Raw genomic sequence first — 18,664 nt, forward strand, 5'->3', positions numbered from 1 at the left:
GCGCCGATGAATCACATGCTCCTGCGGTATTGCCCACCCACCTCGAAGAGGGCCTGGGTGATCTGGCCCAGCGAGCAGCAGCGCACCGCCTCAACCAGCACCGCGAAGACGTTGCCGTTCTCGATGGCCGTCTGCTTCAGGCGCGCCAGCATCGGGCCCGCTTCGGCAGCATGGCGCTGCTGGAAATCGGCCAGCCGCTTCAGTTGCGACTGTTTCTCTTCTTCCGTCGAACGCGCCAGCTCGATTTCGTATTGGGCGTCGCCTTTCGGGTTGCGGAAGGTATTCACGCCGATGATCGGGTAGGAGCCGTCGTGCTTGCGGTGCTCGTAGTAGAGCGACTCCTCCTGAATCTTGCCGCGCTGGTAGCCGGTCTCCATGGCGCCGAGCACGCCGCCGCGCGAGGAAATCGCCTCGAATTCCTTCAGCACGGCCTCCTCGACCAGGTCGGTCAGCTCGTCGATGACGAAGGCGCCCTGGTTCGGGTTCTCGTTCTTCGCCAGGCCCCATTCCCGATTGATGACGAGCTGGATGGCCATGGCGCGGCGCACCGACTCCTCGGTCGGCGTGGTGATGGCCTCGTCGTAGGCGTTGGTGTGCAGCGAGTTGCAGTTGTCGTAGATGGCAATTAACGCTTGAAGGGTGGTGCGGATGTCGTTGAAGGCCATCTCCTGGGCGTGCAGCGAGCGGCCCGAGGTCTGCACGTGGTATTTGAGCTTTTGCGAGCGCTCGTTGGCGCCGTAGCGGTTCTTCATCGCCACCGCCCAGATGCGGCGGGCGACGCGGCCGATCACCGTGTACTCCGGGTCCATGCCGTTGCTGAAGAAGAAGGACAGGTTCGGCGCGAAGTCGTCGATGTGCATGCCGCGCGCGAGATACGTTTCCACGTAGGTGAAGCCGTTGGCCAGCGTGAAGGCCAGCTGCGAGATCGGGTTCGCCCCGGCCTCGGCGATGTGGTAGCCGGAGATCGACACCGAGTAGAAGTTCTTCACGTCGTTATGGACGAAGTACTCCTGGATGTCGCCCATCATCTTGAGGGCGAACTCGGTGGAGAAGATGCAGGTGTTCTGGCCCTGGTCCTCCTTGAGGATGTCGGCCTGCACCGTGCCGCGCACGCTGGAGAGTACCCACTCGCGGATCTTGTCGGCCTCGTCCTCGGTCGGCTCGCGCTTGTTGTCGGCGCGGAACCGGTCGAGCTGCTGGTCGAGCGCCGTGTTGAAGAACATGGCGAGGATCACCGGCGCCGGGCCGTTGATGGTCATCGACACCGAGGTGGTCGGGCAGACCAGGTCGAAGCCGGAATACAGCACCTTCATGTCGTCGAGCGTGGCAATCGACACGCCCGAGTTGCCGACCTTGCCGTAGATGTCCGGCCGCAGGTCCGGGTCGCAGCCGTAGAGCGTCACCGAGTCGAAGGCGGTCGACAGGCGGTGCGCCGGCATGCCCTCGGAGACCTTCTTGAAGCGGCGGTTGGTGCGGAAGGCGTCGCCCTCGCCGGCGAACATGCGCGTCGGGTCCTCGTTCTCGCGCTTGAAGGCGAACACGCCCGCCGTATACGGGAAGGAGCCGGGCACGTTCTCCTTCATGAGGAAGCGCAGCGTCTCGCCCTCGTCCTCGAACTTCGGCAGCACCACCTTGCGCAGCTTGGTGCCGGACAGGCTCTCGTAGACCAGACCGGTGCGCACTTCCCTGTCGCGGATCTTCACCACGTACTCGTCGCCGGCGTAGGCGCGCTGCATGTCGGGCCACATCTCGAGCAGCTTCCTGGCGCGCGGATCTAGCTGGCCGTCCTTCCAGGCGATCAGCTCGTCGAACTGTGCCGCATCCTTGCCGCAGCCCTCGAACAGCGCCTTGGCCGTGCGCAGGCTCTGCCGCTCGCGGGCAATGGTCGCCTGTTCGGCGGTATGTTTGTGGTAGCCGCGCACCGAATCGGCGATGTCGGCGAGGTAGCGCACGCGCTCGGCCGGCACGATGGCGCGGCCGCGCGAGGACTGCTTCACCGCCACTTTCGGCAGCTTGCCGGGCGCGGCTTTCAGGCCGAGCGCGACCAGCTTCGCCAGCAGCGCCTGGTAGAGCGCCGTGACGCCGTCGTCGTTGAAGCGCGCCGCCATGGTGCCGAACACCGGCATCTCCTCGAGCGGCACGGCGAACAGCTCTCGGTTGCGTTGCACCTGCTTGCGCACGTCGCGGAAGGCATCCTCGGCGCCCTTGCGGTCGAACTTGTTGATGGCGACGAAGTCGGCGAAATCCAGCATGTCGATCTTCTCGAGCTGGCTGGCGGCGCCGAACTCGGGGGTCATGACGTAGAGCGAGGCGTCCACATGCGGCACGATGGCGGCGTCGCCCTGGCCGATGCCCGAGGTCTCGACGACGACGAGGTCGAAGCCGGCCAGCTTGCAGGCCGCGACGACTTCCGGCAGCGCGGCGGAAATCTCCGAGCCGGTGTCGCGGGTGGCCAGCGAGCGCATGAAGACGTTGGGGTGGCCGATGGCGTTCATGCGGATGCGGTCGCCGAGCAGCGCGCCGCCGGTGCGCTTGCGCGAGGGGTCGACCGCCACCACGGCGATCTTCAACTTGTCGTCCTGGTCGAGGCGCAGGCGGCGGATCAGTTCGTCGGTGAGGCTCGACTTGCCCGAGCCGCCGGTGCCGGTGATGCCGAGCGTCGGCACCTTGGCCTTGGCGCCGTCCTGCAGCAACTGACTTTTCAGCTTGTCGTCCACCGCGCCGTTCTCCAAGGCGGTCATCAGGCGGGCGAGCGCTCGGCGGTCGCCGGATTCGATCGCCTTCAGGTCACGCGGGGCGGCCTGGGTCAGGTCGAAGTCGCAATGGGCGACCATGTCGTTGATCATGCCCTGCAGGCCCATCTTCTGGCCGTCCTCGACGGAGTAGATGTGCGCTACGCCGTAGTCGTGCAGCTCGCGGATCTCGGCCGGCACGATGACGCCGCCGCCGCCGCCGAAGACCTTGATGCCCTCGCCGCCGCGCTGCCTCAGCAGATCCACCATGTACTTGAAGTACTCGACGTGGCCGCCCTGGTAGGAGGAGACGGCGATGCCCTGCACGTCCTCCTGCAGCGCGGCGGTGACGATCTCCTCGACCGAACGGTTGTGGCCGAGGTGGATCACCTCGGTGCCGGTGGACTGCAGGATGCGCCGCATGATGTTGATCGAGGCATCGTGGCCGTCGAAGAGCGAGGCGGCGGTGACGAAGCGCACCTTGTGCTTCGGCTTGTAGGGACTGATCTTCTGGCTCACGCTCAAATCGGTCATGGCGGGCACTCTGGCAGCGAGTAGGGAAAGGGCAATCTATCTGACGTTGACGTCAACGTCAACCTGGGCCCGCAGCCAAGTGTCTGTCGAGCAAGGGGTTTGTCGCAACGACGACAATCCCCCGAAAAGGCGCGGCAGGGGCATGGCCACGATTCAAAACCCGAAATCCAGGCAGGCGGCGCGATACCTGGCTTCGATTTCGCCGAACCGTCCGGCCACGGCCGGCCAGGAGACGCCCAGGTGGGCGCGGGCGAAGTCCGAAAGCGCCGGCACCACGCTGCGCGGCACCGTGCCGATGTCCAGGGCGTAGGACAGCACTTCGGCGACGTGCACGATGTTCGAATAAGCCTCGTAGTTCGTCACATCCGGCTGGTGGTGGCCATCGATGGCCTCGACGAACGCCTCGGGAAGACGCCAGTATCCGGCCAGGATGCTGCCGACCTGTCCATGGTCGAGGCCGAGGACCTCGCGCTCGGCCTCGACGGTGTCGGTGTCGGTGTCGAGCGCCGCCATGCGGGCAAGGATCTCCTCGAATTCGCGCGGGAAAGCAACCACGATCAGCAGCTGGCCGATGTCGTGCAGCAGGCCGGCGTTGAACGCCAGTTCCTCGTCGAAGGCGGTTTCCCGCGCCAGCGCACCGGCACATGCCGCGACGGCGAAGCTGTGCCGCCAGAAGGCGGTCGGATCGAACCCCGGCGCCAAAGGCTGAAACTGGCGCACCAGCGCAGTCATGAGGACGAGTTGGCGCACGCGATTGAAGCCGAGCAGGGTGATTGCATCCATGAGGCTGCCGATGCGCTGCCGTCCTCCCTGCGCGGCGGCATTCGCGGCACCGAGAATGCGCGCAACCAGGACCGGATCGGCATTGACGCGGCCGACCAGCCGTTCGACGGTCTCGGTTTCGTCCTCGATGGCGCCGAGAATGTCGCCCACCACGGCCGGCAGCGCCGGCAGATCGGCGATCCGGGACAGCACGGTTTCGCGGCTCAGGACAGGGCTCATGCCAAAGCCTTCCGCCGGTAGTCGAGGACGGCCTGCATCAGCGACTGCATTTCCGGATTGCCGCGATGACGATGGAAGAGGTGCTGGACGCGCGCTTCCATGCGCGCCAGTTCATCGGCGATCTCGGCTTCGGAGCGCGGATCGGGCCTGTCCACGACAATGCACTCGACGCCGCGCCGGCACAAGCCGGCCAGGACGGCATCGTCGAGTTCAGTCCCGGCGGTCAGCAATACGGCACCGGCGGCATTGCGCACCTCCTCGGCAAGCCGCATGCCCGCTTGCGCTTCCTGGATCGGCACGACCAGCCGACGCGTTTTCATGGCGCCTCCTCCGATGAGACCCCGCCAGCATTCGTCCGGCTGGCAAAGGCGGCAAACCCATATTCTTTTTAGCATCTTTCATATGGGTTTATCGGCAGGATGCGGCCATAACTTGACCTCGCCTTGGTTGGCGAAAGCCATAGGGCTATGATGCCTATTACCCCACTCCGACACGAGGAGCAAGCAATGACTGCCAAGCTGCTGCTTACCCGGCTGACCCTGCTGCTGTTGGTTGCGACCCTGCTCGCCGCCTGCGCCGGCCTGACCCTGCAAAGCGAGATCGACGGCCTGATGAAGGAAGGCCAGCAGCTTTATTCGGAAAAGAAATACGACGCGGCCATCGACAAGTTCGTCATCGTCATCGGCAAGGATCCCGCCTACTGGCAGGCCTACCTGTGGGCGGCGCGCGCCTTCATCGCCAAGGGCAACTGGGGCGACGCCATCGCCAACGGCCGCAAGGCTTTCGAGCTCGCGCCGAAGGACAAGGAAACGCTGCCGGTGTTCGTCCAGGCCCTCTTCGGCGGCGGCGCCGATGCGCTGAAGAACGGCCGCTTCGCCGAGTCGGTGAACCTCTTCGTCGAATACCTCAAGCTCGAGCCCGGCAGTACCCAGGCCTGGCTCAACGTCGGCAAGGCCTACCTCGGCCAGAAGGATTTCCGCCAGGCGCTCGGCGCCTTCGCCCAGGGGCTGGCCGCCGGCGGCGGTGCGGAACGCCAGGAGCTGGTCCGCCAGCTCCTCGACGGCGGCGTGCAGGCCTTCGCCAGCGGCAGGCACCGCGAGTCGATCGACCTGCTCAGGGAGTACCTCAAGTACGACGCAAGGAACCTGCAGGCCTACCTGAACATTGCCAAGGCCTACTGGGAAACCGGCGACCGGGGCAAGGCGCTGGACGCCTTCAGGCAGGTGCTGCAGCTCGATCCGCGCCAGGAGGAGGCGCTGCGCTACATGCTGCGGCGCTGACCCCGCCTACTCCACCACCTTGATCGGCTGTCCGGCCGGCGGCTCCCCGCCGGCATAGACGCCGTTGAGCAGGCGCAGCTGCGCCTCGGCGTTGCCGCCCAGCGGCGACTGCCGCGCCAGCTGCCCGAACGCGCCGCGCCGGTAGGGCGCCGTCTTCAGCGCCCAGGGGCGCGCCGCCGCCCGGTCCGCCGCAGTGAAGGCGCGGAACGAGGCCTCCGCCTGCCGCAACTGGCCGCGGGCGCGGGCAAGCGCCTGCGCATCACGGGCGCCGTAGAACAGCAGGAAATACCGGTTGGCGGGTCCGGTCGCCACGGTCGCCTCGACCGCCTGCGCCTGTCCCTGCCGGTTGCGGGCAATGCCGGCGAAGTGGGTGGCGGGAAAACCGCCCAATGCCAGCCGCTCGGTACGCCCTTGCTCCAGCCGGAAGACATTGCGGATGATCTCGTCGTGGGAATTGCCGGCCTTCGGCGGCACCACCTGCACGACCAGGCCGGCATCCCCGGCGCTATTCACCAGCGCCACTGCCTCATGAGAATTCTGCACGCGCCAACCCTCCGGCGCGGTCAGCACGATGCCGAGCGGCTCATGGTAGAAGTTCCGTCCGCGCGTGACGCCCTGCTCGCGGCTCTCGCCGAAGGCCATGCCGTCGATGGCCTGCAGGTAGCGGGCGCGGCCCTCGTCGCCGTACTTGCCCTTGTACTGTGCGGCGAACCGGGCGATGTCCTGCAGGCGCTTGTCGTTGCTCGGGTGCGAGGCCAGCCATCCCGCGCCGGCCGTCGGCGTGCGCCCCTCGGCGCGCGCGGTGTCGGAGACGTATTGCTCCTGGCTCTTCAGCACGCGGATGACATCGATCATGTTCTTCGGATCGTAGTTGTTGCGCGCCAAGTATTCCGCGCCGAGCTGGTCGGCCTGCGTTTCCTGATCGCGGCTGTAGGAGGCGATGTAGCCGGCCGCCACGCCCTGCGACAGCGTGCTGGCAATGTCGGTGGCGCCGCTCACGCCCTTCACCTCGAGCACGGCGCCGAGGACGGTGGCGGCCAGCACGCCGAGGCCCGCCGTCCGCTGGCGCGTGGCACGCTGGGCGCCATGACGGGCGGTAACGTGGCCGATCTCGTGGCCGATGACGCCGGCCAGGTCGGCCTCGCTCTCCATGTAGGCCATCAGGCCACGGGTGACGTAGACATAGCCGCCGGGCAACGCGAAGGCGTTCACCTCCGGGCTGTCCAGCACCGTGAAATGCCACTCCAGGTTCTTGCGGTGGGACTGCTTCGCCAGGCGCTGGCCCAGCTCATTCACGTAGGCCTGCAGGCGCGGGTCGGCGTAGACGCCGTAATCCTGCAACACCTCCTCGTGCGCCTTGCGGCCTTCGGCGATCTCGCTGCGCTCGTCCATGACGGTCAGTTCGCGCTGCCCGGTGACCGGGTTCGTCACGGTTGCGCAGCCGGCCAGCAACGCGGCGGCAAGGGCGATCAGCGGCACTCCGAAGTGCATGACATCCCTCCTCGAGTGGATCGGCTGGCGGAATATCCGCCAGCGCAGATTTAACCATGCGACTGGCGCTCAGCGGTAGCGCTCGAAGATGCGGCTGCGCCCGGCGCCGTCGAAGGAGACCACGTCGTAGGGGTCTTTCCGGCCCGGCACTTCCATGCCGGGCGAGCCGGACGGCATGCCCGGCGCCGACAGTCCCGTCACAGCCGGCTTCTCGCGCAACAGCCTCTTGATCGCCGAGGCCGGCACGTGGCCCTCGATGACATAGCCCCCCACTTTCGCCGTGTGGCAGGAAGCCAGCCGCTGCGGCACGCCGAAGCGTCCCTTCACCGCCTGCATGTCGCGTTCCATCACGGTCTTCACGCGGAAACCGTTCGCCTCCAGATGCTCGGCCCACTTCCCGCAGCAGCCGCAGTTCGGGTCCTTGTGCATCACCACCTCCGGCAGCGGCTCGGCGCCGGCACCGAAGGCGGCTAGCATTGCCGCAAGGGCAACGGCGGCTCGCAATGTCTTCCCCATAGCGTCAATTTCCCATCATGCGGCCGCGCCAACTCCGCCCCCAGTAATCGCGTGCCGTCTTGCGCTGCTCCGGGGTCAATTGTTCCTCGATGCGGTTGTGCGCGGCGACCGTCGCCTCGATCATCTGGCGGCGCAAGTCGAAAATCCGCTGGTAGGCGGCCCCGATCGCCTTGGGGTCGCGCTTTTCCGCGTCGTACAAGTCGCGCAGCCTGCTCTGCTCGTCCATCGTGCGCCCCATCAGCTCCCAGCGCTTGCGGCGCAGCTCGTCCTGTATGGCGTTGACGGACTTGCGCTGCTTGTCGTCGAGCTCGATGCCGAAGAGGCCGCCCTGCGCGCCCATCATGCCGGGACCGTAGCCTCCCATCATGCCGTGGCCATAGCCGCCCCCCATCATCCCTGGACCGTACTGCCCCCCCATCATCCCTGGACCGTACTGCCCCCCCATCATGCCGGGGCCCATGCCGCCGTAGCCGCCCATCATGCCGCCTCGCGAAGGGTCGGCCATCGCCAGCCCGGGCAAAGCCATGCCCGCCACCATTACAACCGCTGCTACTTTGCGAATCGTGCTCATCGGTCTCTCCTTCCTAGTCGAGGTTGACACAGTCAGTGGCCGCCGTGCGCCTGCTTGGCCGGCGCGGCCAGCGGAGTAAAGCGTGCCTGCTCCGCCGACTTGCCCGGGAAGGCCAGCGAAACCACCACTTTCATGTCGGCAGTCGAGGGATATTTGGCAAACCCCTTCAGCCGGTTGTCGCCGTCCGGTTTGAGCGTAGCCGAAGCCTTTAGTTTCCCAGACAGCAGAGTAGCCGTCCCAGCCGCACCAGCGCTGGAAACCTTGTTGCCTGCATGGTCTGTTACATATACCAAGACCGGATTTTCCTTCGCTTCCTTACTGTCCTTCACTACCACCAGCTCGTAGTGATACGGCCCGGCCATGCGCAGTTGGCCGCCGTTGGGCGCCTTCTGCGTGTCGAGATAAGCGTCGTCGTGGGCCAGAACGGCGCCCGCCGCAAAAGTCAGTCCCAGCAGGACGGCGGTCGTCTTGAGGTGTTTCATTTAATCTCCTTTCACAATAGACCACGGGGTTCAGAAACTTTGTTGATCCTTCAATGCCAACAGCCGCTGCAAGGGCTTCTCTCCCCACAGGCGGAACATCACCGGCGTCAGCAGCGTATCCAGCAGCGTCGAGCTGACCAGGCCGCCGAAGATCACCACCGCCACCGGATGCAGCACTTCCTTGCCCGGCGCATCGGCCGAGACCAGCAGCGGCACCAGGGCGAAGGCCGCCACCAGCGCCGTCATCAACACGGGGGTGAGGCGCTCCAGCGAGCCCCGCACGATCATGCGGTCGCCGAACTGCTCGCCCTCGAAGGCGCACAGGTTGATGTAATGGCTGATTTTCAGGATGCCGTTGCGCGTGGCGATGCCGGTCAGCGTGATGAAGCCGACCAGCGCCGCCACAGAGAGCGGCTGGCCGGAGATCCACAGGGCGACGACGCTACCGACCAGCGCCAGCGGGATGTTGCCCATGATGATCGCGGTGAGCGCCGCCGAGCGGTAGCGGCTGTAGAGGACGAGGAAAATCATGGTCAGCGAAACCGCCGCCAGCAGGGCGATCAGGCGCGCCGCGTCCTCCTGCGCCTGAAACTGGCCCTCCAGCGCGGTGAAGTAGCCCTCCGGCATCGGCCGCGCGGCGAGCTCGGCGCGGATGTCGGCGATCACCTTCGACATGTCGCGGCCGTCGGTGTTGGCGGAGATGACGATGCGGCGGCGTGCATTCTCCCGGCTGACCTGGTTCGGCCCCTCGCCGTCCTCGATAGCCGCCAGGCGCGCCAGCGGCACCGGGCCGCCCGGCGTCTCGATGAGCAGGCCGGAGAGCGCCTGCAAGCCGCGGTCGCTCTCGGGCAGGCGCACGACGAGGTCGAAACGTTTGCTGCCCTCGACGACCTGGGTGATGCGCTCGCCCTCGATCATCTGCTCCAGCGAACGCAGCAGCGCGCCCGGCGCCACGCCGTAGCGCGCCGCCTGCTCGTAATCGAGGCGGATCTTGATCTGCGGGATGAGCACCTGCTTCTCGACCGCCAGGTCGGTGACGCCCGGTATCCTCGCCAGGCGCGCACGCAGATCGGAAGCCAGTCCGCGCAGGGTGTCGAGGTCGTCGCCGTACACCTTCAGCGCGATTTGTGCGCGCACGCCGGAGAGCAGATGGTCGAGGCGATGCGAGATGGGCTGGCCGACGCTGCTCGATGCCGGCAGCACGGCAAGCCGCGCCCGGATGTCGCCGATGATCGCCTCGCGGCTACGCTCGGAAGGCTTCAGGTCGACGTCCATCTCGGTGTAATGCACGCCCTCGGCGTGTTCGTCGAGTTCGGCGCGGCCGGTGCGGCGGCCGACCTGGATCACCTCGGGCACCTGCGCGACTAGGGCTTCGGCGGCCGCGCCGATGCGGTTCGACTCGGCGAGCGATGTGCCGGGATTGAGCAGGACGTTGATGGTCAGCGTGCCCTCGTTGAAGGGCGGCAGGAACGAGCGCGGGAAGAAGGGAATGCTGGCGGCAGCGGCGGCCACCGCGACCAGGGCGCCGGCAAGCAGGGTTCGGCTGCGGGTGAAGGACCAGTGCAGCAGCTTCGCGTCCCAGCGCTTGAGGCGGGTCACCAGCGGGCTGTCGCCGGCATGCAGCTGCTTCATGCGGGGCAGCAGGTAATACGCCAGCACCGGCGTGACGGTGACCGAGACGATCATGCTGGCGAGGATGGAGACGATGTAGGCCACGCCGAGCGGCGTGAACAGGCGCCCCTCGATGCCGGGCAGGACGAACAGCGGCACGAACACCAGGACGATGATGAAGGTGGCGTAGACGATGGCCGAGCGCACTTCCAGAGTCGCTGCGGCGATCACCTCCGCCACCGGCCGCGGCTCGTGGTGAGCGCGGTTGAGTTTGAGCCGGCGCAGCACGTTCTCGACGCCGACCACCGCGTCGTCCACCAGCTCGCCGATGGCGATGGCGAGCCCCCCCAGCGTCATGGTGTTGATCGACAGGCCGAAATAGCGGAACACAAGCGCCGTCACCAACAGCGAGAGCGGGATGGCCGTGAGCGAGATCAGCGTGGTGCGCACGTTGAGCAGGAACAGGAACAGGATCACCGCCACCAGGATGGCGCCGTCGCGCAGCGCCTCCTCGACGTTGCTTACCGAGTGTTCGATGAAGTCTGCCTGCTTGAAGAGGAACTGCGGCGCCTCGATGCCGGCAGGCCGCCCCCTTTCGAGCTCGGCCAACGCCCGTTCGACCTCGCGCGTCAGTCGTACGCTGTCGGCGGCAGGCTGCTTCTGCACCGAGAGGATGACTGCCGGCTTGGCGTTGTAGCCGGCATCGCCGCGCTTGATGGCGGACGCCAGCTTCACTTCGGCAAGCTGTTTCAACAGGATGGGCTGGCCATTCTTCATGGCCACCACCAGGTTCTGCAGGTCCTCGAGGCGGCTGGTGCGGCCGATCTGGCGGATCAGGTATTCGCGTCCCTGCGCCTCGAGAAATCCGCCGCTGGTGTTGGCGCCGAAATCTTTCAGCGCCGACTCCAGCCGCTCACGTTCGATGCCCAGTGCCGCCAGCTGCGCCGGCTTGAGCTCGACGCGGTATTGCCTCAGCTCGCCGCCGATCGGGATCACCTGGGCCACGCCGGGGATGGTCAGCAGGCGCGGCCGCATTACCCAGTCGGCGTACTCGCGCACCTGCATCGGGCTCGCCTTGGCCGGATCGGCCGGCAGGGCGATGAGCAGGATCTCCCCCATGATCGAGGAGATGGGCCCGAGTTGCGGCACGATGCCTTCGGGCAACTGCTCGCGCACCAGGTTGAGGCGCTCGCTGATCTGCTGGCGGTTGCGGTAGATGTCCGAGCCCCACTCGAATTCGACATAGACGATGGACAAGCCGACGCCGGATACGGAGCGCACGCGGGTTACCCCGGGCATGCCGTTCATGCTCGACTCGATGGGGAACGTGATCAGCTGCTCGACCTCCTCCGGCGCCATGCCGCCGGCCTCGGTCATCAGCGTCACGGTCGGCTTGTTGAGGTCGGGAAAGACGTCGACCGGCATCTGGCGCACGGTGAGTGCGCCGTAGATCACCAGCAGCAGCGACACGCCGAGGACGATGAGCCGCTGCTTCAGGCTCGTGTTGATGATGGCGTCGAACATGATCAGCGCACCTGGGCCAACAGGCCAGCGCCTTCCGTGACGACGCGTTCGCCGTCTTGAATCCCTTTGACTACCGCAACGCGGTCCGCATCGAGCGGGGCCACGCCGACCCTGCGCAAGACGAAGCGCTCGGCGCCGTCGCGCACCCATACCGCCGTCTCGCCGGCACTGACTTTCACCAGCGCGGCCTGTGGCATTGCGGCGCCCTTAACGGTGCGCGAGGTCTGGGCGATCACCTTGAGCGGCTGGCCGACGGCGACGGGCGCGTTGGCCGACTTGACGCGGAACAGCAGCGGCAGCGCCTGCTCGCGCAGCTGGCGGCCGCCGCCGACGAACGCCAGTTCCAGCGTCCCGCCGGGCAGCGGCGCCGAGGCACGCGCGATGCCCTCGACCAGCGCCGCGTCGTAGGCCAACGCCTCCACCGCGAGGCGTGCGGGATCGATCACCTCGAAGAGAATCTCTTTCGCCTCGACCACCTGGCCGACCACGACGCTGGCGGCGCCGATCACGCCGGATACCGGCGCGCGCAAGGCTTCAGGCGCCCCGATACTGGCGCCGACGGCGGCGCGGCGCTTCCTCAGTGCCTCGGCCTCGAAGCGTGCCGTCTCGATGGCGGATCTGGCGACGGCGCCCTCGAGCTGCTCGTAGCGGGCCAGCTTGCGTTCGGCGATCGCGAGCTGTGCGTCGATCTCGGCAAGCTGCGCCTGCTGGTTGCCGCGTTCGATGCTGCTCGCCACGGGACGAAGGTATGCCAGCAGCTGCCCCTTGGCCACCTTCTGCCCCAGCGTCGGCAGCCCGCCGGGGGCGGCCTCGATGCGACCGGCCTGGGTCGCCTGGATGCGGCCTCCGGCGCTCGGATCGGCGATGACCCTGCCGTTGAACTCGACGGTGGCCGCCAGCTCGCCGACTTCCGCCAGCACATGGCGCAGGCCGAGCTGGCGCTGCACGGTCTTCGGCACGAACAGGCTGCCGTCGGGCAGGCGCTGCGCCGCAGTCGCTTCGGCGGGCAGCGTCCCGGCCGCAGCGGTCTTGGCGGCGGGCTTCTTGTCCTGGCTGTGATCCTCGCCTCCGTGTGCGATGGCGCGCCCGGCGGCAAGCCCCAATAACGCGGCGGTAACGACGGCCGCGAGATTCATTCGAGGCATCGATGTCATCCCTTAGTTGTGTTGTTTTCTGTTCATCTTGCGACGGCGCACGGCGACGAGACCCGCGCCGGTCAGCAGAAGCACGCCCGAGGCGCTCCATACCGTCCATTCGGTCCAATCGCGGGCATGTTCGTCACCGGCAAGCGGCGGAGCGAGGTCGAGCGTGGCTGTGAGCAGATCGGCGGCATCGCCTGCCTGCACGGAGATCGTCAGCGGATGCTTGCCGGGCTGGGAGAAGGCCTGGCCCGGCACCGAATACACGCCGGGCGCGATCTGGACCGCGGCAGCCTTGAAGGCGCCGCTCTCGACCTCGAGCTCGGCGTCGGGCACGGGCGCATTGTCGGCGTAGCGGTCGAGATAAAGGGTCAGCTTCTCCTCCGCCAGCACGGCAACCAGTTCGAAGTCTTCGCTTTGCGCCACGGCGCGCGGCGCAATGTCGGCGACAGCCGCCGGCGCCGGTCCGTCGCCGTGATCCTCGCCGCCATGCGCCCAGGCGGAGAAGGCAAGAAAAGCGCTCACTATGAACGGGATCAGGTATTTCACGGCAGGACTCCAAGGGTTTGCTTGAGACGGGACTGGGCCGCGGCATGCGCGACCTTTTGACGGTTGAGAAAGGTCTCGGCCTCGAAGGCCGCAGCGCGCACGCGCAGCAGAACGGTCAGGTCGGCCTCGCCCAGCGCGAACGATTTCTCGGTGAGCTGCAGGTTGTCGGCGGCGAGCGCCCGCCGTTCCTGTGCCATGGCGAGCTGACGTTGCGCCGCGGCGAGATCAAGCCGGGCCTTCCCCGCGTCGAGTTGCAGGCGGTGCCGGGCCAGCACCAGCTCCGCATCGGCCTGGGCGCTCTCTGCGCGGGCAGCCGCGTTTTCCTGGCGCACGCGCGGGCCGGAGGAGAAGGGAATCGTCAGCTTAACGCCGACGGAATTCGCATAGGGTTCCGAGAACCCTCCCCGTTCGCGCACCACGCGCACGGCGAGTTCCGGGGCGTCGCGGCGGGTTTCCTCGGCGACGCGCAGATGGCTGCGGGCCGTTCGGGCCGCGGCGGCCACGGCGGCAAGCCGGGGATGGTCGTCCGAAGGTTCATGCGAGGCGACCGTGCCCTCCTCGGGCAGCAGGGCCGGCGGCGGCGCGCCGGTAAGATTGCGCCAGACCTGCTCGACGGCGAGCAGCGCGGCTTCCGCTTCGATGGCCTCCGCCTCGGCGGCGAGACGCTCACTTTGCGCAAGGTTGGCATCGATGCGCGCCAGATCCCCGGCCTTGTAGCGGCGTTGCACGTCGGCATCCAGGGCGCGGGCGGTTTCCGCCCGGTGCCTTGCCAGGTCTCGCGCCTGGCGTGCGGCAGCCACCGACCACCATGCCTCGCGCACCTCGCCGGCAAGCTGCAGGCGCAGGGCCCTGCTTCGCGCAGCGACTTCCGCCAAGGCACTTTCCGCCTCGGCTTCGCGTGCCGTCTGCTGCCCGGGCAGCCAGAGGGGCACGGCCATTTCGGCTTCCCATTCCTGCTTGCCGCGGTTCCGATTGAGGCGGTCGTTCAGGCTGGAGAGGGACAGCGCCGCCGGTCCCGGCGTGATGCTGTCCGCCAGTTCGGCGCGTGCCCGCGCCTCGTCCTCGCGCGCGGAAATCGCGCTGGCCTGGGGGTGGCGCGCCCAGGCTTGCTCCAGTGCTTCGCCAAGGGTCTGGGCGAAAGCCGGCTGGACCACCGCCAGCCCGGCCAGCAGGATAGGCAGCTTGCTCATCGGGATCAGTCCTCGTTTCCACATGGCTGCCATGATGCTTTCGGGCGCCCGACAGACAGCTGACAGAGGCATTACAAGTTTGTAATCTTCGGGAAAAGGCGGCGGCGGACATGCACAATGGCGGCATCCGGGGTCGGCTACAGGAAGGAACATGAGAATTCTGATCGTCGAGGACGAGCAAAAGACCGGCGAATACCTCAGGCAGGGGCTGGCGGAAGCCGGCTTCGTGGCGGATCTCGTGCGCGACGGCGTCGACGGCAAGCATCGGGCGCTGACCGAAGACTACGACCTTGTGGTGCTCGACGTCATGCTGCCGGGGCTCGACGGCTGGCACGTACTGCACGAAATCCGCCAGGCCGGACGACACATGCCTGTCCTGTTCCTGACCGCACGCGACCAGGTCGAAGATCGCGTAAGGGGGCTGGAACTGGGCGCCGACGACTATCTCGTCAAGCCCTTCGCCTTCTCGGAACTGCTGGCGCGGGTGCGCACGCTGCTGCGGCGCGGAAAATCGAAGGAACCGGAAACGCTGCGCGCGGCCGACCTGGAACTCGACCTTCTGCGGCGGAGGGTATCGCGCGGCGGCAGGCGCATCGATCTCACCGCCAAGGAGTTCGCCCTGCTCGAATTGCTGTTGCGCCGCCAGGGCGAAGTACTGCCGCGTTCGCTGATCGCTTCCCAGGTCTGGGACATGAATTTCGACAGCGACACCAACGTCATCGAGGTTGCCATGCGACGGCTGCGGGCGAAGATCGACGACGATTTCGAGCCCAAGCTGGTCCGCACCGTCCGCGGCATGGGTTACGTCCTCGAAAAACCCGAGGCGAAATGAAGCGCTCCCGGTCGATCACCTTCCGGCTCACGCTGTTCTTCTCCACGGCCTCTACCCTGGTCCTGATGGTGATCGGCTATTGGGTCGGCGCGGCGGTGGAAACACACTTCGAGGAACAGGATGTGCACGAATTCGAAGGCAAGCTGGCGCTGGTCCGTCACACTCTGTCGAAGGTGCACTCGCCTAACGATCTGGATGCCGCGACCCAGCGGCTCGATGACGCCCTCGTCGGGCATCACGGCCTTTCCGTCTCGGTCATCTGGCCGGGGAAGCGAATGCTGTTCGCGACGCCGGATGCGGCACTTCTTGCTCCGTTGCTGAACGACCGGGCCGACCGCGAGGCAACCGGATCGCCAAAGCCCAGGGTGTGGTTGCAGGACGGGCAGACCTATCGCGGCATCGTCGCCACGGCGGCGTCGGAAATTCCCGGGGCTCCCCTCTTCACAGTTGCCCTCGCCCTGAACATCGGCCATCACCTGGAATTTCTGGCGGCATTCCGCCAGAGCCTGTGGCTGGCCGTCGCCATCGGCATCCTGCTGACAGGGCTGCTCGGCTGGGTCGCCGCGCGCAGGGGGCTGGTGCCGGTGCGCGACATGGCGCGGGTGGCCCACGGCATCTCGGCCAGCCGCCTTGAAAGCCGCCTGACGCTCGATAGCGTGCCGGTGGAACTGGTCGAACTGGCATCCGGTTTCAACGCCATGCTGGCCCGCCTGGAGGATTCCTTTCGGCGCCTGTCGGATTTCTCCTCGGATCTGGCCCACGAACTGCGCACTCCTATCAGCAACCTGATGACCCAGACGGAAGTGGCCCTCTCCAGGGCAAGATCGGCCGAAGAGTATCGTGAAGTGCTCTATTCGAACCTGGAGGAATACGACCGGCTCGCCCGCATGATCGGCGACATGTTGTTCCTGGCCAAGGCGGACAACGGCCTGATCGTGCCGCGCAGCGAGCCCATCGATCTGGCGGAGGAAGTACGGCAGCTTTTCGAGTTTTACGAGGCGCTGTCGGAAGAGCAAGGAGTTCGCCTGGCTCTAGCCGGCGAGGCGGTGGTGCAGGGCGACCGGCTGATGCTTCGCCGCGCCCTCGGCAACCTGCTTTCGAATGCTCTTCGCCACACGCCGCGCAGCGGCACGATCGAAGTTCGCATCGACCGGCCGGCCCCGGGAAGAATCCGCCTGGCGATCGAAAACCCCGGTGAGACGATTCCGCCCGAGCACCTGCCGCGCCTGTTCGACCGTTTCTACCGGGCCGACGCGTCCCGGCACAGATCGCATGAAGGCGCCGGCCTGGGTCTGGCCATCACCCGATCGATCGTCGAAGCGCACGGCGGAACAATCGCCGTGGCATCGGCAAATGGCCTGACGCGATTCGAGATGGCGTTCCCGGCCGTCACTCCACCGTGACCGACTTGGCCAGATTGCGCGGCTTGTCTACATCGGTGCCCTTGACCAGAGCGGCATGGTAGGCCAGCAGCTGCAGGGGCACGACGTGTAGCACGGGCGACAGGAGCCCATAGTGCTCGGGCATGCGGATGATGCGAACGCCTTCCGACTCGGCAATCTCGCTGCCGGCGTCGGCGAGGACGAACAACTCGCCGCCGCGGGCGCGCACTTCCTGCAGGTTGGACTTGAGCTTCTCCAGCAAGGCGTCGTTGGGCGCCACGGCAACCACCGGCATGTCCTTGTCGACCAGCGCCAGTGGGCCGTGCTTGAGTTCGCCGGCCGGATAGGCCTCGGCGTGGATGTAGGAGATCTCCTTCAGCTTCAGCGCGCCCTCGAGGGCGATCGGGTAGTGCAGGCCGCGGCCGAGGAACAGCGCGTGATGCTTGCCGGCGAACTGTTTCGCCCAGGCGGCGATGCCCTTTTCCAGTTCGAGCACGCGACCCACCGCCAGCGGCAGGTGGCGCATGGCGGTGAGGTGCGCCGCCTCCTCGCGCGCGTCGATGCGGCCATTTACCTTCGCCAGCGTGACAGCCAGCAGGAACAGCGCCGCCAGCTGGGTGGTGAAGGCCTTGGTCGACGCCACGCCGATCTCCGGTCCGGCGCGGGTGAGGAACTTCAGGGCAGCCTCGCGCACGATGGCAGATTCCGGCACGTTGCAGAGGGCCAGGGTGCGCGACTGGCCGAGCACGCGCGCGTGCTTGAGCGCCGCCAGCGTGTCGGCGGTTTCACCCGACTGCGAGATGGCGACCACCAGCGCCTCCGGATTCGGCACAGAGCTGCGGTAGCGGTACTCGCTGGCGATCTCGACGCTGCAGGGCAGGCCGGCGAGCTGCTCGATCCAGTAGCGCGCCGTGAGTCCCGCATGGAAGCTGGTGCCGCAGGCAAGGATCAGCACGCTCTTGGCGTCGGCGAGCATTTCCTCTGCGCCGGCGCCGAAGAGCTGCGGCGCCGCCGACTGTGCCGTGCCGATCATCTCCAGCGTGTTGGCGAGCGCCTGCGGCTGCTCGAAGATCTCCTTCTGCATGTAGTGGCGGAAATGCCCCAACTCGACGGCGTCGGCCGCAAGCGTGCTCTCGTGGCTCGGCCGCTCGACGGGCGAGCCGTCGGCGCGCACGATGCGCACGCCGCCGCGGGCGATCTCGGCGATGTCGCCGTCCTCGAGGTAGATCAGGGTGCGCGTCACCTGCAGGAGTGCTGCGGTGTCCGAGGCGGCGTAATGGCCATCCTCGCCGAGCCCGAGAAGCAGGGGCGCGCCGTGCCGCGCCACGACAACGCGCTGCGGCTCCTTCTCGGAGAGCACGGCGATGGCGTAGGCGCCAACCAGCTCGGCGCAGGCGGCGCGCACGGCGGCGAGGAGATCGGCCTGCGACTTCAGCTTGTGCTCGATGAGATGGGCAATGACCTCGGTGTCGGTCTCCGAGGTGAAGACGTAGCCGAGGCCGGCCAGGCGGGCCTTGATCTCGGCGTAGTTCTCGATGATGCCGTTGTGCACCACCGCCAGCCCGCCGGAGACGTGCGGGTGGGCGTTGCGTTCGGAGGGCACGCCGTGGGTGGCCCAGCGCGTGTGGGCGATGCCGGTGCCGGCAGAAAGGCCCTCGGCCCGCGTCGCCAGTTCCGCCACGCGCCCCACGGCGCGCAGGCGATGCATGCCGCCATTATGCACGGCGAGGCCGGCCGAGTCGTAACCGCGGTATTCGAGCTTGCGCAGACCCTCGATCAGGATGGGGACGATGTTGCGGTCGGCGACCGCGGCGACGATTCCGCACATG

The 18,664-nt window shown here is 67.1% G+C and carries 15 protein-coding genes; 3 read left to right on the forward strand and 12 right to left on the reverse strand.

Annotation, left to right across the window (positions count from 1 at the left end; translation table 11 throughout):
* Window positions 1-11 precede the first annotated feature (11 nt).
* The 3 genes from ROZ00_12125 to ROZ00_12135 all read right to left on the reverse strand — a co-directional run bounded on the left by ROZ00_12125 (window position 12) and on the right by ROZ00_12135 (window position 4,588).
* Window positions 12-3,266: a methylmalonyl-CoA mutase family protein gene (locus ROZ00_12125; protein ID MDT3736964.1), complete on the reverse strand. Its 3,255-nt coding sequence runs from the start codon at window positions 3,264-3,266 to the stop codon at window positions 12-14.
* Window positions 3,267-3,419: 153 nt separating this feature from the next.
* Window positions 3,420-4,268 (reverse strand): HDOD domain-containing protein, encoded by an 849-nt coding sequence (locus ROZ00_12130; protein ID MDT3736965.1) that lies wholly within the window; start codon window positions 4,266-4,268, stop codon window positions 3,420-3,422.
* Entirely contained in the window at window positions 4,265-4,588 is a 324-nt protein-coding gene (locus tag ROZ00_12135) for a hypothetical protein (protein ID MDT3736966.1), read from the reverse strand. Before ROZ00_12135 ends, ROZ00_12130 begins: the two co-directional genes overlap by 4 nt.
* A 186-nt stretch (window positions 4,589-4,774) precedes the next feature.
* On the opposite strand from ROZ00_12135, the gene ROZ00_12140 reads away from it, so the two are divergent.
* Window positions 4,775-5,548, forward strand: a complete 774-nt coding sequence (locus ROZ00_12140) for a tetratricopeptide repeat protein (protein MDT3736967.1) — start codon at window positions 4,775-4,777, stop codon at window positions 5,546-5,548.
* 6 nt (window positions 5,549-5,554) lie between these two features.
* Here the strand turns inward: ROZ00_12140 and ROZ00_12145 are convergent, their stop codons facing one another.
* The 8 genes from ROZ00_12145 to ROZ00_12180 all read right to left on the reverse strand — a co-directional run bounded on the left by ROZ00_12145 (window position 5,555) and on the right by ROZ00_12180 (window position 14,621).
* Window positions 5,555-7,039, reverse strand: coding sequence for a M48 family metalloprotease (locus tag ROZ00_12145; GenBank protein ID MDT3736968.1), 1,485 nt, complete (start codon window positions 7,037-7,039; stop codon window positions 5,555-5,557).
* Between the two features lie 69 nt (window positions 7,040-7,108).
* Entirely contained in the window at window positions 7,109-7,516 is a 408-nt protein-coding gene (locus ROZ00_12150; GenBank protein ID MDT3736969.1) for a DUF411 domain-containing protein, read from the reverse strand.
* Window positions 7,517-7,559: 43 nt separating this feature from the next.
* Window positions 7,560-8,126 carry a Spy/CpxP family protein refolding chaperone gene (locus ROZ00_12155; protein MDT3736970.1) on the reverse strand — a complete coding sequence of 189 codons (567 nt, stop codon included), beginning with the start codon at window positions 8,124-8,126 and terminating at the stop codon, window positions 7,560-7,562.
* Window positions 8,127-8,158: 32 nt separating this feature from the next.
* Complete coding sequence (locus ROZ00_12160) at window positions 8,159-8,608, reverse strand: hypothetical protein (GenBank protein MDT3736971.1); 450 nt, start codon at window positions 8,606-8,608, stop codon at window positions 8,159-8,161.
* A gap of 30 nt (window positions 8,609-8,638) precedes the next feature.
* A complete protein-coding gene (locus ROZ00_12165; protein MDT3736972.1) occupies window positions 8,639-11,743 on the reverse strand; it encodes an efflux RND transporter permease subunit in 3,105 nt (1,034 codons plus the stop codon).
* A gap of 2 nt (window positions 11,744-11,745) precedes the next feature.
* Window positions 11,746-12,879: an HlyD family efflux transporter periplasmic adaptor subunit gene (locus ROZ00_12170; protein MDT3736973.1), complete on the reverse strand. Its 1,134-nt coding sequence runs from the start codon at window positions 12,877-12,879 to the stop codon at window positions 11,746-11,748.
* Between the two features lie 21 nt (window positions 12,880-12,900).
* Window positions 12,901-13,431, reverse strand: a complete 531-nt coding sequence (locus ROZ00_12175) for a hypothetical protein (GenBank protein MDT3736974.1) — start codon at window positions 13,429-13,431, stop codon at window positions 12,901-12,903.
* Window positions 13,428-14,621 carry a TolC family protein gene (locus tag ROZ00_12180; GenBank protein ID MDT3736975.1) on the reverse strand — a complete coding sequence of 398 codons (1,194 nt, stop codon included), beginning with the start codon at window positions 14,619-14,621 and terminating at the stop codon, window positions 13,428-13,430. The genes ROZ00_12175 and ROZ00_12180 overlap by 4 nt, the downstream gene beginning before the upstream one ends.
* Window positions 14,622-14,772: 151 nt before the next feature.
* Here ROZ00_12180 and ROZ00_12185 point away from each other — a divergent pair, with 151 nt between their 5' ends.
* Window positions 14,773-15,453 (forward strand): heavy metal response regulator transcription factor, encoded by a 681-nt coding sequence (locus ROZ00_12185; GenBank protein ID MDT3736976.1) that lies wholly within the window; start codon window positions 14,773-14,775, stop codon window positions 15,451-15,453.
* Window positions 15,450-16,856: a heavy metal sensor histidine kinase gene (locus ROZ00_12190; protein MDT3736977.1), complete on the forward strand. Its 1,407-nt coding sequence runs from the start codon at window positions 15,450-15,452 to the stop codon at window positions 16,854-16,856. Before ROZ00_12185 ends, ROZ00_12190 begins: the two co-directional genes overlap by 4 nt.
* Here the strand turns inward: ROZ00_12190 and glmS are convergent.
* Window positions 16,843-18,663 (reverse strand): glutamine--fructose-6-phosphate transaminase (isomerizing), encoded by a 1,821-nt coding sequence (glmS, locus tag ROZ00_12195; GenBank protein MDT3736978.1) that lies wholly within the window; start codon window positions 18,661-18,663, stop codon window positions 16,843-16,845. The two genes, ROZ00_12190 and glmS, sit on opposite strands and share 14 nt — an antisense overlap.
* Between the last annotated feature and the right edge of the window lies 1 nt (window position 18,664).

This window comes from Denitratisoma sp. (assembly GCA_032027165.1).
GTDB lineage: Bacteria > Pseudomonadota > Gammaproteobacteria > Burkholderiales > Rhodocyclaceae > Desulfobacillus.

What these genes read in the sequence shown, in the direction of transcription:
- ROZ00_12135 (MDT3736966.1), bottom strand. Translation starts at nt 4,588, where the DNA reads ATGAAAACGCGTCGGCTGGTCGTGCCGATCCAGGAAGCGCAAGCGGGC.
- ROZ00_12145 (MDT3736968.1), bottom strand. Translation starts at nt 7,039, where the DNA reads ATGCACTTCGGAGTGCCGCTGATCGCCCTTGCCGCCGCGTTGCTGGCC.
- ROZ00_12150 (MDT3736969.1), bottom strand. Translation starts at nt 7,516, where the DNA reads ATGCTAGCCGCCTTCGGTGCCGGCGCCGAGCCGCTGCCGGAGGTGGTG.
- ROZ00_12180 (MDT3736975.1), bottom strand. Translation starts at nt 14,621, where the DNA reads ATGAGCAAGCTGCCTATCCTGCTGGCCGGGCTGGCGGTGGTCCAGCCG.
- ROZ00_12165 (MDT3736972.1), bottom strand. Translation starts at nt 11,743, where the DNA reads ATGTTCGACGCCATCATCAACACGAGCCTGAAGCAGCGGCTCATCGTC.
- ROZ00_12170 (MDT3736973.1), bottom strand. Translation starts at nt 12,879, where the DNA reads ATGAATCTCGCGGCCGTCGTTACCGCCGCGTTATTGGGGCTTGCCGCC.
- ROZ00_12125 (MDT3736964.1), bottom strand. Translation starts at nt 3,266, where the DNA reads ATGACCGATTTGAGCGTGAGCCAGAAGATCAGTCCCTACAAGCCGAAG.
- ROZ00_12155 (MDT3736970.1), bottom strand. Translation starts at nt 8,126, where the DNA reads ATGAGCACGATTCGCAAAGTAGCAGCGGTTGTAATGGTGGCGGGCATG.
- ROZ00_12140 (MDT3736967.1), top strand. Translation starts at nt 4,775, where the DNA reads ATGACTGCCAAGCTGCTGCTTACCCGGCTGACCCTGCTGCTGTTGGTT.
- ROZ00_12160 (MDT3736971.1), bottom strand. Translation starts at nt 8,608, where the DNA reads ATGAAACACCTCAAGACGACCGCCGTCCTGCTGGGACTGACTTTTGCG.
- ROZ00_12130 (MDT3736965.1), bottom strand. Translation starts at nt 4,268, where the DNA reads ATGAGCCCTGTCCTGAGCCGCGAAACCGTGCTGTCCCGGATCGCCGAT.
- glmS (MDT3736978.1), bottom strand. Translation starts at nt 18,663, where the DNA reads ATGTGCGGAATCGTCGCCGCGGTCGCCGACCGCAACATCGTCCCCATC.
- ROZ00_12190 (MDT3736977.1), top strand. Translation starts at nt 15,450, where the DNA reads ATGAAGCGCTCCCGGTCGATCACCTTCCGGCTCACGCTGTTCTTCTCC.
- ROZ00_12185 (MDT3736976.1), top strand. Translation starts at nt 14,773, where the DNA reads ATGAGAATTCTGATCGTCGAGGACGAGCAAAAGACCGGCGAATACCTC.